Annotated in this window: 14 protein-coding genes and 1 pseudogene; 4 read left to right on the forward strand and 11 right to left on the reverse strand. The window is 63.2% G+C overall.

Features of this window, described 5'->3' with window-relative positions:
• Nucleotides 1–13 precede the first annotated feature (13 nt).
• Nucleotides 14–403 carry a DUF6911 family protein gene (locus U5A58_RS06810; protein ID WP_321960833.1) on the reverse strand — a complete coding sequence of 130 codons (390 nt, stop codon included), beginning with the start codon at nt 401–403 and terminating at the stop codon, nt 14–16.
• A 665-nt stretch (nt 404–1,068) separates the two neighbouring features.
• Between U5A58_RS06810 and U5A58_RS06820 the strand changes: the two are divergent.
• Nucleotides 1,069–1,451: pseudogene (locus U5A58_RS06820) on the forward strand (AAA family ATPase); the annotation flags it as partial.
• A gap of 280 nt (nt 1,452–1,731) precedes the next feature.
• Complete coding sequence (locus tag U5A58_RS06825; RefSeq protein ID WP_321960834.1) at nt 1,732–2,103, forward strand: hypothetical protein; 372 nt, start codon at nt 1,732–1,734, stop codon at nt 2,101–2,103.
• A 13-nt stretch (nt 2,104–2,116) separates the two neighbouring features.
• Here U5A58_RS06825 and U5A58_RS06830 read toward each other — a convergent pair whose 3' ends face one another.
• The 4 genes from U5A58_RS06830 to U5A58_RS06845 all read right to left on the reverse strand — a co-directional run bounded on the left by U5A58_RS06830 (nt 2,117) and on the right by U5A58_RS06845 (nt 5,608).
• Complete coding sequence (locus U5A58_RS06830) at nt 2,117–2,467, reverse strand: hypothetical protein (protein ID WP_321960835.1); 351 nt, start codon at nt 2,465–2,467, stop codon at nt 2,117–2,119.
• On the reverse strand, nt 2,464–2,796 hold the full coding sequence (locus U5A58_RS06835; protein WP_321960836.1) for a superinfection immunity protein: 333 nt from the start codon (nt 2,794–2,796) through the stop codon (nt 2,464–2,466). Before U5A58_RS06835 ends, U5A58_RS06830 begins: the two co-directional genes overlap by 4 nt.
• A gap of 430 nt (nt 2,797–3,226) precedes the next feature.
• The gene (locus U5A58_RS06840) at nt 3,227–4,486 is read right to left on the reverse strand and encodes an MFS transporter (RefSeq protein ID WP_321936607.1); all 1,260 of its coding nucleotides are present in this window, start codon (nt 4,484–4,486) and stop codon (nt 3,227–3,229) included.
• Nucleotides 4,487–4,579: 93 nt separating this feature from the next.
• Nucleotides 4,580–5,608: an ABC transporter substrate-binding protein gene (locus U5A58_RS06845; RefSeq protein WP_321960959.1), complete on the reverse strand. Its 1,029-nt coding sequence runs from the start codon at nt 5,606–5,608 to the stop codon at nt 4,580–4,582.
• A gap of 165 nt (nt 5,609–5,773) precedes the next feature.
• Here U5A58_RS06845 and U5A58_RS06850 point away from each other — a divergent pair, with 165 nt between their 5' ends.
• Nucleotides 5,774–6,439 carry a response regulator transcription factor gene (locus U5A58_RS06850; RefSeq protein ID WP_201696450.1) on the forward strand — a complete coding sequence of 222 codons (666 nt, stop codon included), beginning with the start codon at nt 5,774–5,776 and terminating at the stop codon, nt 6,437–6,439.
• Nucleotides 6,426–7,844 (forward strand): sensor histidine kinase, encoded by a 1,419-nt coding sequence (locus U5A58_RS06855; RefSeq protein ID WP_321960837.1) that lies wholly within the window; start codon nt 6,426–6,428, stop codon nt 7,842–7,844. The genes U5A58_RS06850 and U5A58_RS06855 overlap by 14 nt, the downstream gene beginning before the upstream one ends.
• Here U5A58_RS06855 and U5A58_RS06860 read toward each other — a convergent pair.
• The 6 genes from U5A58_RS06860 to U5A58_RS06885 all read right to left on the reverse strand — a co-directional run bounded on the left by U5A58_RS06860 (nt 7,831) and on the right by U5A58_RS06885 (nt 14,462).
• Complete coding sequence (locus U5A58_RS06860; protein WP_321960838.1) at nt 7,831–8,607, reverse strand: TIM barrel protein; 777 nt, start codon at nt 8,605–8,607, stop codon at nt 7,831–7,833. The two genes, U5A58_RS06855 and U5A58_RS06860, sit on opposite strands and share 14 nt — an antisense overlap.
• 164 nt (nt 8,608–8,771) lie before the next feature.
• Nucleotides 8,772–9,962, reverse strand: a complete 1,191-nt coding sequence (locus tag U5A58_RS06865; RefSeq protein ID WP_321936576.1) for a sugar transporter — start codon at nt 9,960–9,962, stop codon at nt 8,772–8,774.
• A gap of 115 nt (nt 9,963–10,077) precedes the next feature.
• Entirely contained in the window at nt 10,078–11,400 is a 1,323-nt protein-coding gene (locus U5A58_RS06870) for an MFS transporter (RefSeq protein WP_321960839.1), read from the reverse strand.
• A 98-nt stretch (nt 11,401–11,498) separates the two neighbouring features.
• Nucleotides 11,499–12,137: a 3-isopropylmalate dehydratase small subunit gene (leuD, locus tag U5A58_RS06875; RefSeq protein WP_321960840.1), complete on the reverse strand. Its 639-nt coding sequence runs from the start codon at nt 12,135–12,137 to the stop codon at nt 11,499–11,501.
• Nucleotides 12,130–13,548, reverse strand: a complete 1,419-nt coding sequence (gene leuC, locus U5A58_RS06880; RefSeq protein ID WP_321960841.1) for a 3-isopropylmalate dehydratase large subunit — start codon at nt 13,546–13,548, stop codon at nt 12,130–12,132. The genes leuD and leuC overlap by 8 nt, the downstream gene beginning before the upstream one ends.
• Nucleotides 13,549–13,583: 35 nt before the next feature.
• Nucleotides 13,584–14,462 (reverse strand): alpha/beta hydrolase, encoded by an 879-nt coding sequence (locus U5A58_RS06885; RefSeq protein WP_321960842.1) that lies wholly within the window; start codon nt 14,460–14,462, stop codon nt 13,584–13,586.
• Between the last annotated feature and the right edge of the window lie 80 nt (nt 14,463–14,542).

The following is a 14,542-nucleotide window of genomic DNA, read 5'->3' on the forward strand; positions in this document are numbered from 1 at the left end:
TGCCCCACCGTATTTATCGGCCGTGATTCCCGTGCGTGATCTGTGTGCCAAGCTCGGAAATCGTACGGAAGGCCCTTCGCACCACTGCAAAATCGTGTGTCACAGCGCGGCGTGGAAATGCGTCGCCCGGCACGCTGACGACGTCAAGATCAAGACCATGCATCGAGAGTATATCGACGATCGCACTATCGTCTCCCAACATCGTGCTGAGCATTAATACGAACATTCCATGCTCCGAATAGAGCGATAGTTCGTAAGGGCCGCGAGTCGATACGGGAACGACGCGCAGTACAACGAGACCATCTTCTTCGCTGAAGCATTCAATCAACCGTTCGATCGTGATCAGGTCCGGACCGAAGACGGGATCGAGCGGCGCTTGCTTCGCCCCGCGCCACCGATGCATCCGCCAATCACGCCGTTCATAACGCCTCCGTTAGCTCGCTGTAATCGTCACGCCCTGGATTGCAAAAAAAAAGGCGCCGCCCGGTTTGGCGTTGAAAAGCCCGGTTCTTCGTGGCACCGGCTTTACCTGATACGACGTATCTGTCTCCAGGTTTGGGAAATCGTACATCCAAACTGCAAAACGAAAAGATCGGTTTCTTCTTGTCAATCCGATACCTGATATCGCACGCACAATAAGATCGACCCGAATCTCCCCGATATAACGTATCGGATGGGCAGAGGTTCACATCCGCCGAATCCAACAATAAAATTCAATCGTCAAATTGTCCCTTTTTGGCTTCCCTCGCGCTCTCGTCTGATATCGGCGCTGCTTGCGGGCGACTATGAACTCCATCGCAGCGAAGACCATTCCATCGGCTGACTCGATCAACCGGACACGACGATCAGACTGTACCTGCGCAAAGCATTCACTTTCTGGATGCTGACAAGCGAAGCGTCGGTTCCGCTTGCCTATTCAGAGGCAGGGCCGGCACACGCTGACTTCTTCAGGACAACTTCAAACGGATAAAGGTGCTTCGATCACGCCTACACTCTGCGATATCTGCCACGCTCGCCCCGCTGTCGCGCGAGTCGTTGTGACCGAGAACGGCGAGCGCAAGTCTCTGTCGATACCTCACTGCGCTCGCGCGCCAGGGCAAGCTCGACCCGGTGCTCGGCCGCGCTCAGGAAATCGAAAGCACGATTGAGGTGCTCGGGCGCCGCAAGAAGAACAATCCTGTGCTCATCGGCGAACCGGCCGTGGGCAAGACCGCGATTATCGAAGGACTCGCGCAGCGCGTGGTCAACGGTGACGTACCTGAGGAAACGCCTCGTGGAAGTCAATATCAACTCGATGGTCGCCGGCGCGAAATACCGCGGTGAATTCGAAGAGCGCAAAGCAATTGATCGACGAGGTGACGGCCAAGCAAGATGAACTCATTTTGTTCATCGACGAGTTGCATACGATCGTAGGCGCTGGCCAAGGCGGCGGCGAAGGCGGCCTCGCCATCATGGAGTATCGCGACGGAACTCGCCTTGTCGCATCGCCTAAATGCGACCGCGGCGTGAAGGTGTCACCGCTGCGCACCTCATCTCGAGCGGTATGAGTAGCATCGTTTAGATGTGTGAGGCGCAGCGCATGCTAGCCCCGCCAAACGACTCAGACGCAAATCTGAAAATCGCCAGGCTTGAGGCAATAGGGAAGATTTAGAAGATTCGATTATCGGGAGTCGTCAGGCGACGCCCCACTTCGTCGATAATCGCGTCATATCTCGCTGACGAAAACCATCCATGTCGACAAGAACAACGCACGCTGCGCTTTTATGCATCGCGTTTTGCGCAGGCACTGTCGCGGCCGAACCCGCACAAAAGCCGCCCGGACCGGCCATGATGGTCCACTTCGACTACTACCCGAAAGACCGCGCGCAGATCCACGCGCTCGAACAGCGGCTGGCAGGCGCGATCAAGCGCGCGGACGCCGGCGAACTCGGCGAAACCGAAATTCACGTCGATGGCAACGACGGGTATCTGTACATGTACGGCCCCGACCCGGACCGGCTGTATCGCGTCACGAGCCCGATTCTGAAGTCGTCCAGATTGACCGCCCATTCCGAAGTCACGAAATGGTATGGGCCGCGCACGGAGACTATTGTGATTCGCTAAGGTAGCGAGCGCCTCAAAGCTTCGGATGGCACTCGAAACGGATCGTGGAAGCCTGCTGCTGCAGCGCCTCGAAGCCGTCCATTTGTTCGATGCCGAGGCTCGCCTGCATGCCGCGAGTCTCGCAATAGTCGGACGCCGCGGTCACGGCGCGTTTGTGGGCGCGTGCCCAGGCCAGGCGCCCGCCGGACGCCGAGGCAGAAACGACGAACGTGTCCTGCCGATCCGCCGTAGTGACATTGCTCGCCGATGCGCATCCGGCGAGCACCGTGCAAGCGGCGGCAAGTGAAACCAATACTTTGGGCAACGACTGCGTGATACGCGACGGCCACTTCGCGCCGCCGCCAAACTGTTCCGACGCGCTCATGAATACACCACCTCCGCGCTGCGCTTGGCCACCGCCTTGCGGGACTCCAGCGCCATACGCAACTTCGCATGCTGCATGAGGTTCTGCGTCGTCACGCGCCCGGCTGTGTGAAGCACCCGCTTCGCCGCGCGCGGCAACCGCCGCTGTTCGTTGCGGCTATGCGCCCAGGCGCGCGCCGCGAACCAGCCAACGACCGTCCAGCCGAGCAGGATGTTGACCATCGTGATCGCAAACGCGTCCTTGTGCCCGCGCGCGTCGGCTTCGATGGAAGGAATCAGATACAGGATGACGGCCGCAATGACCGAGGCACCTTCGAGAATTTGGAACATCACACCACCTCATGTTCGAGCGTCGAAACTGGGCGAAACGCCTGTGCGTCGCAGGGGCAGGATCGGGCGCGATCGCGCGCCGGATTGTCCACGTCCGCCAGCTTCAGAAGCTTCGCTTTGCCTGCACCGCGGCCGTCAGGGCCGCCGTGACATGAGGTAGCAGTTTAGGATCGTTCTATCGAAAGTCCATGCCAATAGAACGAATTCAGTGTTGCGGCTGCATTAACAATCGCACGCGCCTTCAAACGAAAAGGTCGATGATTGCCGCCGAATTACGCCAATCATGAAATAAATGGGGTCGAGATCTCGTGAACGTGGGAGTGATCGGCACGAAGCGGCAGGAAGACTAGTCGACGTGTTTCGCGCGCGCGGCACACGTCTATCCGCGCACGCATGCCGCCACCGCCATCAAATAAGGGTCAAGCCAGGCTCACGCGGGCACCCCCTCCATCGCACGCCCGGAACGTCCCCACGCCACCACGACGCCGAGACCGAGCACCGCGAGGCACACGATCGGCACGATCATCGGTCCGAATGCAGTGCCCGTGAGCTTGCCTGCGAGCGGCATGAGGTTCTGGCCAAAGAAGCCGCCGAGATTGCCGATCGAGTTGATGGCCGCCACGCTCGCCGCCGCCCGCGCGCCGGTGAAGTAGCGCGGCGGCATCGACCAGAAGCACGGGTACAGCAGCGGAATGCACGCGCCGCCGAGTACGAGCGCGATAAAACGCAGCGGCGTGGAAGGCAGCAGCAGACTCAACAGGAAGCTGAGCGTCCCCAGCGCAGCGACGATCGCCATCGTTCGAAGAATGCTTTTTGCGCGGCGCAGCTTCGAAGGCAGCCACAGCAGCAGCAAGACCGCCAGTGCCCACGGCAGCATGCTCAACAGCCCGTTCACGCTGCTCGACACGCCAAACGACTTCACGAGCGTGGGCAGCCAGTAAGTCACGCCATACAGCGACGTCGACATCAGCATGTAGGTCGCCGCGAACAGCATCACGCGCGGATCGAGCAGCGCCTTCCAGGGCTGTGCGTGTTCGGCATGCTCGGGCTTCTCGCGCTCGTGCGCGGCCGCCACGATCTGTTTTTCGCGCTCATTGAGGAAGCGCGCTTCCTGGTACGACGCCGGCAGCAGCCTGAACACGGCAATGCCGACCAGCACGGCGGGCAGGCCCGTGGCGATGAACACCCACTGCCAGCCGGCCAAGCCCCATACGCCGTTGAGGCTCAGCAGCCAGCCGCCCACGAGCGAGCCCAGCATGTTCGCGAGCGCGCTGCCCAGCGTGAAGATGCCGAGCACGCGCGCGCGGTAGCTCTGCGGAAACCACAGCGTGAGGTAATAAATCACGCCCGGATAGAAGCCGGCTTCGGCCACGCCCAGCGCAAGGCGCAGGCCGCAGAACACCTTCATCGAGGTGGTGAAGCCCATCAGCACCGTAATCAAGCCCCAAGTGAGCATGATGCGCGCGAGCCACACGCGCGCGCCGTAGCGATGCAGCGCGAGCGTGCTGGGCACTTCGAATAGCAGATAGCCGATGAAGAAAAGCGACGACGCCAGACCGAATGCCGTTTCGGTCATGTTGAGGCTGTGCACCATCTGCAGCTTTGCGAAGCCGACGTTCTGCCGGTCGATGAAGGAGATCAGGAACATCACCACGAGGATCGGCATCAGGCGGCGCGCGATCTTCGACATGACATCCCGCTCTTCGGCGGACTGTTGATCGACGGTTTTATCTGGATTCACTCTGTTCTCCTACGTTTATTTGTATGTTGCCTGTGCGACTGCCTAAGACGGACGGAAGTCCCCGAGCATCGGCACGAACATGTCGTTCCATGTGCGCGGTTTCGCCTTGATCGTGCCCACCATGGACAGAAAGTCCACGTACTCCATCAGCTGCTCGGGCCAGACCGAAAAGCGCGACTCCGGCGCGGCGAGCGTCTGCACCACGTGCTCGCGCGATGCCCCGAAGCCCGACGAATCGACATAGATCTGTGCCGCGGCCGCTTTGTCCTGCGCGATCATCCGGTTCGCCTCGTCCAGCGCATGAAGGAACGCGCGTACGAGCGCCGGTTCCGTATCGACGAGGCGCTTGGGCGCGAATACCACGTCGAGCGTAAGCGGCCCGAGCACGTCAACGGAATTGACCACGCGGTGGATGCCCGGCTGCTGCAATTCGAGTGTTGAAAATGGCGGCGATGCGAAATGGGCGGTAATGCCGCCCTCGCGCCGCATCAGCGACTGCATGGCCTGCGGATGTGGCAAACCCACGGTGATCGAATCGAGCTGCGCGAAGTGCTGCGCGCCAAGCAGCTTGCTCGCCACCATTTGCAGCACGACGGCGGAAAGCGAGGTGCGAATGCCCGGCACCGCAATGCGGTCAGCGGGCGTGAAGTCGCGCAGCGTCGCGATCCGCGGCCGGTTCGTGTTCAGCGAGAGCGCCGTGGCCGAAAGGCCGCTAATGCCGATCACCTCGACGTTCGGTATGCCGCGCGCCCGCGCCCACAGTTCGATGAAACCGGGCGCGCCCACGGCGGCGAAGTCGAGCGTGCCGGCCATCATGGCGTCGTCGACGGAATTGCCGCCGTCGAGCCTCAGCCACTCCACGCTGACGTCCGCAAGCCCCTGACGGGCGGCGTGGCGCTCGAAGAGCCGCATCTTCTCCATCACGAGCAGCGGCAGATACAGCAGGCCGTAGCCCTTCGAAATGCGCACCGTGCGCGGCGTGGCCCGCACCCAGGCAGGCGCGAGCCCTGCGGCGAACGCCGCCGCGCCAAGCCCGGCCGCAACGAGTGCGCGCCGCCTCGGCGACTGCATGCGCATCTTGCCGTCTCCGGTGGTTCGTGTCGTAATCACGTCGCTGCATCTTCCATGGTTCGCGAGATTACCGGGCGAGTCTGAGAAAATGCTGAGAAAACACAGCTGGCAGACCTCGGGAAAACCCGCAATCGCACCCATGAAGATTTCGGCAGGAACGGCATCATGCGCATTCTGGTGGTAGAGGACGACGCGGAAATCGGCGCGGCGGTCCGCAGCCGCCTCACACGCCTCGGTCACGCGGTGGACCTCGAAGCGAACGGCGCCACGGCGAACAGCCTGCTAGGCGTCGAGCGCTTCGACCTGGTCGTGCTCGACGTGATGCTTCCCGCCATGGACGGCTTCGCGATCCTGCGCAACCTGCGCGCGGCGGGCTCCACCACGCCGGTGCTGCTTCTCACCGCGCGCTCGGCCATCGACGATCGCGTGAGCGGGCTGGGACTCGGCGCCGACGACTACCTCGTCAAGCCGTTCGACTATCGCGAACTCGAAGCACGCGTGCAGGCGCTCCTGCGCCGCAACAGCGGGCACGCGAACGATGTCGTGAGGCTCGGCGGTCTTGCGATCGACCGCAGCAGCCGGCTCGCCGAACTCGATGGCAAACCGCTTTCGCTCTCGCGTCAGGAATTCGCATTGCTCGAAATCCTCGCGAGCCGTCCGCAACGCATCTTCCCGAAAGAGGAACTGCTGAACCAGTTGTTCAGCTATGGCAACGAGCCGACCGCGAACGCGGTCGAGCAGTACGTCACGCGCTTGCGCAAAAAACTACAAGGCAGCTCGGTCGAAATTCGCACCGCGCGCGGCATGGGATATCAAATTGCCGCGCTTTGACTGGTTCCCCAAAACGCTGCTCGGCCGCACGCTGCTCTTCATCGCACTCGTGGTGGCGTCGGGCGCGGCGGCGCTCGCGGGCATCGCGCGCTATTACGCGGGCGTCGCTTCCGAGCGCGCCTACGATCAACTGCTTGCGGGCGCAACCATCCAGGTCGCCGAGAATCTCTATGTGCAGGGCGGCGTGCTCGCGCTCAATCCGCCCGTGGCCGCGCTCTCCACGCTCTCGCGCTACGACATCGTCTACTACAAGGTGATCGATGCGCGCGGCCTCGTGGTAGCGGGTTATGGCGACCTTCCCGGTCCGGCCAACACGATGAGTGCGCGTCAGGGTCCGACATTCGCGAATGGGCGTTACCAGGGTGAGCGCGTGCGCACGGCCACCATCGGGCGCTACATGCCCGACGCGCGGCCGCCCGGCTGGGCCCTCGTTACGGTCGCGCAAACCACGCATGCGCGCCAGCAGCTCACGAACGACATGAGCTTCAAGGTCTGGACGCTGATTCTGCTGATGAGCGTGCTCGCCATTGGCGCGAGCGGCCTCGCGATCCGGCGCGGTCTGCGCCCGCTCGCGCAAATCGAGCAAATCATCGCCGCGCGCGACCCCGCCGACCTGCGGCCCGTTTCGCATGACACGCCGAGCGAGATCAACGCGCTGATCGGCGCGATCAACGGACTGATCGGGCGCCTCGCGGAACGCATGACGGCCATGCAGCGCTTTATCGCCGACGCCGCGCATCAGATGCGCACACCGATCGCGCGGCTCGACGCGCAAATCGAATTGCTCAGCACCGAGTCCGACCCCGCGCGCCACGCTGCACGGCTCGAAGCGTTGCGCGCCACCTGCTCGGACGTGGGCCGGCTCACCGGCCAGTTGCTCAATCACGCCATGGTGATTCATCGCACGGAAGTGGTGCCGTTGCAGCGCGTGGACCTGGCGAAGCTCGCGAGAGAAGTGTTGGGCCGCACGATCCCGCTCGCCGACGAACGCGACGTGAAGGTGGCGTTCGAAAGCAGCGCGCCGCAAGTGTGGATCGCGGGCGACGCCGTGAGCCTGCAGGAAGCGCTGTCGAACGTGCTGCACAACGCGCTGCTGCACGGCAAGGCCGACGATATCGTCGTGACCGTGAACGCTTCGCTGGAGGCTGTCACGCTGACCGTGACCGACAACGGCAGCGGCATTGCGCGCGAACACTGGGACGCCGCGTTGCGTCCGTTCGAGCGCATCGGCCAGGAAGGCGCGGAGCGCACGACGGGCTCCGGCCTTGGGCTCGCCATCGTACAAGCGGTGATGAAGGCGCACGGCGGCCGCGTGAACTTTGCGTTTCCCTCCGCGGGTGGGTTCGCCGTGGTGCTGACGTTTCCGCGCGCAGAAGACGAAGCGCCTCCCGCTACGCCAATGTGAACGCCTCACGAAAGCGCTGGAGCGCGAGTTCGGTGTCGCCGCTCGCCCAGGCTTCGAGGCCGATCGTGCCGCGATAGTCGAGCGCGGCAAGCGCACGTGCGATCGCAGGATAGTGAATCTCGCCGGTGCCGGGCTCCTTGCGCCCAGGCACGTCGGCCACCTGGATCTCGCCGATATAAGACGCGGCACGACGCACGAGTTCGATCAGATTGCCCTCGCCGATCTGCGCGTGATAGAGATCGAGATTCAACCGCAGATGCGGATTGTCGACGGCCTTGATGAGCGCCAGCGTGTCGGCGGCTTGCGCGAACGGCACGCCCGGATGATCGACTTCAGTGTTGAGGTTTTCCAGGCAAAACACCACGTCGTGCCGCGCGCCCAGTTCGGCAACGCGGGCAAGCGTTTTCTGCGCGGCCAGCCACATTTCGCCGCTCACGACCGGTACCGGTATAACGGGCAAACCGTTGCTATCGAGCCCGGTGCCGTGCAGGTTCAGGCGTGGGCACGCAAGGCGCTTCGCCACTTCGATCGATTGCCCGGCCGTGCGCACAAGCGCATCGGCGCCACGCTCGGTAATCAGGTCGCCTTCTATATAGCCCGTCATCGACGAAAACTTCGCGCCGCTATGCGCCAGCGCGCCGATATCGTGCCGGGTCCAGTCCCAGATCTCGACCTCGAAGCCCAGTTCGCTGATACGCCTAACGCGCTCGATCACCGGCAAGTCACGAAAGACCATCTCCGCGCACACTGCGAGAGTAAACATGGGTATCCCTTACTCAATCGGAAGATTCCAGCCCGGCGCCTGGCTAAGTCAAGCGGCCTTTACGCGGCCAGCAGTGCAATAGTAGTCCGACTTCGCGCCGCCTCCACGCCGAAATGTCCGGTCTGGGTAAACGGCCATCGATCCGCAACTTGCAAAACCGCGCTTCAATGGTCCGAAGGATGCGCCCGCGCATACATGCGCAATGCGAGCCAGCACACCGCTGCCCCAAGGCCGCCCACCACGCCGCCGAACGAGCCGACCCACGACACGCCAAAGCCGTTGGCGATATGGTTGCCCAGTAGCGCGCCCGCGCCGATCCCCACGTTATAGAGCCCGGAATAGATCGAGACCGCGAGGTCCGTGGCTTCCGGCGCGAGTTTGAGCACCCATGCCTGCATCGCAAGGCCAAAAGAAACGATCGCGCCGCCCCAGACCAGCGTATGAACCGACAACGTGACGATGCTCAACGCAGCGGGAAACAGGACGAGCAGGCATACGCACACGGCAATCACAGCCGCTTGCAGGAATTGCGCGGGATCGCGCGGGTAAAGGCGATTGAAGCAAATGGCCGCTGGAATGCCGGCACCGCCGAACAGGATCAGGATATAGGTGATGCGCTGACTGCTTTCGTGACCCACGGTGTGAATGAACGGCTCGATATACGTATACGACGTGAAGTGCGCGGTCACGACGAGTATCGTCAGCAGATAAAGCGAGGCCAGCATCGGCTTTCTGAACAGCACGGGTACGCTGCTGAACGAGCCCGTTTGCTGGCTCGGCAAGGCGGGCAGCCACATGCGCAACATCAGCAGCGCAACCGCCGCCGCGCCCGCGATGACGAAGAAAGTCTGCCGCCAGCCCAGCGTCTCGCCAATCACGCGCCCAAGCGGAATGCCCGCCACCATCGCGATCGATGTGCCCATGCCGAGCATGGCGAGCGCACGGCTCTTGTTGCCGGGCGGCGCGAGCCTCACCACCAGCGAAACGGAGATCGACCAGAATATCGCGTGCGCAAATGCAATACCGACGCGGCCCACCATCAGCACCGTGAAATTCCACGCCACGCCGGTCACGATATGGCTGACGATGAAGAGCCCGAATATCCAGGTCAGCAGCTTGCGGCGTTCGACGTTGCGTGTGAGCAGCATCAAGGGCAGCGACGCCACGGCCACCGTCCACGCGTAGATCGTCAGCATGAGGCCGACGTCGGTCGGCTGCATGTTAAGGCTGTCGCCAATGGCACTCAGCAGCGCAACGGGCACGAACTCGGTCGTGTTGAAAATAAAGGCCGAAAGCGCCAGGACGAGCACGCCCCACCACGAGTGCCCGGAAGAGACCGGTTCAGGCGTCGACATACGAGAGATGCGGGAATCGATAAAGGGCAATTATCGCGTATCGCGCGTTTCAAGCTCTCCGAACCGTACAGTGCCTCTTCTGGCCCTCGCCGCAAGCAGCGAGGGCCGGCCCAGATTACTGGCTTACGCGAACCGCCGCGCGCCGGGCACGCAGTCCGAACGCATAAGCAAGCACGGCCGAAACAAGCAGCGTGGCGCTGACGAAATACAGCCCCAGTGAATAGTCGCCGCTCAGGTCGCGCAACCGGCCAATCACCATCGGGCCGATCGTGCCGCCGATGAGGCTGCCCATCGCGTTGATGAGCGCAATGCCCGCGGCGGCAGCAGAGCCCGAGAGAAACTGCGTGGGCATGCTCCAGAGCGGCGGCTTCGCCGCGTTGATGCCGAAGTTCGCGATCGAGAGCCCGACGATCAGCACAATGACATTGGCGGCGTGACCGGACATCAGCATGCCGATGCCGGCCGCGAGACACGCAATCGCAACGTGCAGGCGGCGCTCGTTCGTGCGGTCCGAGTTGCGCGCCCAGAGCACCATCGTCACCACCGCGAACAGGTTCGGAATCGCGTTCACGATACCCAGTTCGAAGTAGCTGAAGCCGAAGCGGTGGATGATCATCGGCGCCCAGATGCCAATGGCGTATAGTCCGGTCGAAGTGCCCGCATAGACGAGCGCGAGCAGCAGCACGCGCGGGTCCTTCACTGCGCCCCACACGCTCGACTTGCTCTGTGCCGCTTTCGCTTCGCGTTCGCGCCGCATTTCGGCGCTAAGCCACTGGCGCTCGGCGGGCGCGAGCCACTGTGCGTCCTCGGGCCGGTCAGTCAAATAGAAGTACGAAATGATACCGAGCAGCACGGTCGGCGCGCCTTCCATGAGGAAGAGCCACTGCCATCCGTGCAGGTGCGCCACGCCTTCCAGGTTCATGAGCGCGCCGGAAATGGGCGAGCCGATCATGTTCGAGAGCGGCGCGGCGGTCATGAACATCGCCGTGACGAACGCACGGTGGCGCGCGGGAAACCAGAAGCTCAGATAGAGAATGATGCCGGGAAAGAAGCCCGCTTCAGCGAGACCGAGCACGAAGCGCAGCGTATAGAAGCTGTACGGGCCTGTAACGAATGCCGTGGCTGCGGAAAGCAGACCCCATGCAACCATCAGCAGTGCGATCCATCTGCGCGCGCCAACGCGCTGCAATGCAAGGTTGGACGGCATCCCCGCCGCAATATAGCCGACGAAGAAAATCCCCGCGCCCACGCCAAACATGGCTTGCGTGAGCCCGATGTCGTGATTCATCGTGAGCCCAGCGAAGCCGACGTTCACGCGGTTCAAAAAACTCAGGAAATACAGGACGATGATGAACGGCGTGATGCGCCGTGAGACCTTGCGCACAACGCTGGGCTCCAGCGCGGCGGCGTCCTGCGGGTGGACTGCGGCAATGCTCATGGGTTGTCTCCGTATGGGCGCACTTGCCGCGCATGGCGGTGAGTGCGCCCCTGTGCCGTTGCGCGCGATGCACGAACGGTCTGGTTATAGCAAGGGGATTAAGCGCGTTGCTGCTGCGCTGGCAAATCGATGCGGCACCACGGCTGCGTCGCCCAATGTTTCGCCTCGAAGGCGTCGATCGCTTCCTGCTGGCGCAGCGTCATACCGACCATGTCGAGCCCTTCCACGAGCATCTGCTTCTGCCGTGCCGGCAGCGAGAACGCATAGCGCTGCCCCGAAGGCGCGATCACCACTTCGTTGTCGACATCGATCGATACGTGCTTGTCGTCGCCGCTCGCGATCTCCGCGACCAGCGCCTCGACTTGTTCCGGCGGCAGCGTAACGAGCAGCAAGCGGTTGTTCGTCGAATTGAAGTAGAAAATCTCGCCATGGCTCGGCGCGATCACGGCTTCGAAACCCGCCTGCTGCAAGCCCCACACGGCATGTTCGCGGCTCGATCCGCAGCCGAAGTTCGAGCCCCCGATCAGCACCTTCGCGTCGCGATACTCAGGACGATTGAGCACGAAATCCTCACGCACGCGGCCATCGGCATCGAAACGCAAGTCGTACAGCAGCCCGCGCGCGAGCCCCGATTTGTCGATGCCGAGCAGAAACTGCTTGGGCATGATCTGGTCGGTGTCGAGGTTGTTGACGGGCAGTGGCGCGGCAACGCCCGAGATCGTGAACGGCTTAGCCATGTGCAAGCTCCTTGCGAATGTCGACGATGCGGCCCGCCAGCGCAGCGGCGGCGGCCATTGCGGGGCTCATCAAATGCGTTTTGCTGTCGCGCCCCTGGCGCCCTTCGAAATTGCGGTTCGTCGTCGAGGCGCAGCGCTCGCCTGGCGCTAGCACGTCGTCGTTCATCGCGAGGCACATCGAGCAGCCCGGCTGACGCCACTCGAACCCCGCGTCGATCAGCGTCTGCGCAATGCCTTCGCGCTCGGCCTGATCGCGCACCATGCCCGAACCCGGCACGACCATCGCGCGCACCGTCGCGGCCACCTTGCGGCCGCGCACGACCTGGGCGACGGCGCGCAGGTCCTCGATGCGCGCATTCGTGCAGGAGCCGATGAACACGCGGTCGATTGGCGTGCCCTCGATCGGCGCGCCTGCGGCGAGGCCAATGTAATCGAGCGCCTTGTGCAGCGTCGCGGCGTCGAGACCCGCGCCTTCGGCCGCTTCGGGAATGCGGCCGTCCACCGGCACGGCCTGGTCAGGGCTCGTGCCCCATGTCACGTAGGGTGCAACGCGCGCGGCGTCGAAGCGATGCTCGATATCGAAATGCGCGTCGTCATCGGAGCGCAGTTTCGACCATGCGTTGCATGCGGCGTCGAGCGTCTTTACATCGAGGTCGCGCACCTTGCTGACCACGTAGTCGAGCGTCGTGCGGTCGGGCGCGATCAGCGCGGCGCGCGCGCCCGCCTCCACGGTCATGTTGCACAGGGTCATGCGCGCCTCGGCGGAGAGCCCGGCGATGGCTTCGCCCGCATATTCCACGGCGTAGCCGCGTGCGCCCTGCGCGCCGATCTTCGCAATGATGTGCAGCACGAGATCCTTCGATGTCGTCCCCGGCGGCAGCGCGCCATCCACGACGATGCGCATGTCCTTTGCGACGCGGTACACCAGCGTCTGCGTCGCCAACACGTGTTCGACTTCCGAGGTGCCGATGCCGAACCCGAGCGCGCCCAGTGCGCCGTAAGTCGTCGTGTGGCTGTCGCCGCACAGCACGACCATGCCAGGACGAATCAGACCGATTTCGGGCGCGACCACATGCTCAATGCCCTGCATCGGGTCGTGGATATCGAACAGATGAATGCCCTGCTCCACGCAGTTGCGCGTGAAGTTCGCAGCCTGCTTCGCGGCGTCGACGATCTCGATCGTGCGCGCGGCCACGGGCACCGGCTTGCTGGGAATGACGTGATCGACCACGCCCATCTGCTGGCGCGGGCGGCGCACGCGCAGGCCCTTCTCATGCAAGCCTGCGAACGCTTGCGGGCTCGTGTACTCGTTCATGATGTGCAGATCGGCGTAGAGCAGAACGTGCTCGGCGTCGATGATCGATACGGTGTGCGAATCAACCAGTTTCCGGTAAAGCGTGTGTGAGGACATGATGAAGCCCGACTAAAAAATGACGAACGATCGAATCAGCGCTGCAGAAACGGCAGCACGCGTTCGAGGAGCAACTGGGGCGCTTCTTCCGCGATGTAGTGGCCGCACGGCAGCGCTTCGCCGCTTACGTTCGCGTTCCAGCTACGCCACTCCGCCAGCGGATCGAAGCACTGGCCAACCGTGCCCTGCGCGCCCCACAACGCGAGGAACGGGCACTCGATGCGCTTGCCCGCCGCCAGATCCGCGCGGTCGTGTTCGAGGTCGATCGTGATCGACGCTCGATAGTCCTCGCAGATTCCGTGTGCGGTTGCGGGGTCCGAAAGGCAGCGCCAATATTCCGCGTAGGCCTCGGGCGCGAAAGGCGCGAGCCCCGCGCTACGCGCGCCCATGGTCTGCTTCAAATACAGATCGGGGTCGGCACGGATCAGCGTTTCCGGAAACGGCGCCGGGCGCACGAGAAAGAACCAGTGCCAGTAAGCGCGCGCGAACTCGAACGACGTCTGTTCGTACATCGCGACAGTTGGCGCGACGTCGAGCGTAACGAGCTGCGTGACCACGTCCGGATGATCGATCGCCATGCGCGCGGCGACGCGGCCGCCCCGGTCATGGCCCATCACCGCAAACGAAGCGAAGCCGAGGCCGCGCATGAGCCCAACCTGATCGAGCGCCATGCGGCGCTTCGAATAGTTGGCGTGGTCGGGCGTGCCCTGCGGTTTGCCGCTGTCACCGTAGCCGCGCAGGTCGGCGGCAACGACCGTGAAGTGTTCCGCGAGCGTGGGCGCAATCTTGTGCCAGATGGCATGCGTTTGCGGATGGCCGTGCAGGAGCAGCAGCGCCGGGCCGCGTCCGCCCTTGATTGCGTGAATGCGGACGCCTTCAATGTCCGCCGACACGTTGGTGAAACCTTCGAACATGCTTGTCTCCCGAGGTTGCATGCAGTCTAATTGATGCCTTGGGCGATTGGGTTTCCGCAAAAGCAATCCGGTCGTAACTT

This window comes from Paraburkholderia sp. J7, assembly GCF_905220155.1.
Classification (GTDB): domain Bacteria; phylum Pseudomonadota; class Gammaproteobacteria; order Burkholderiales; family Burkholderiaceae; genus Paraburkholderia.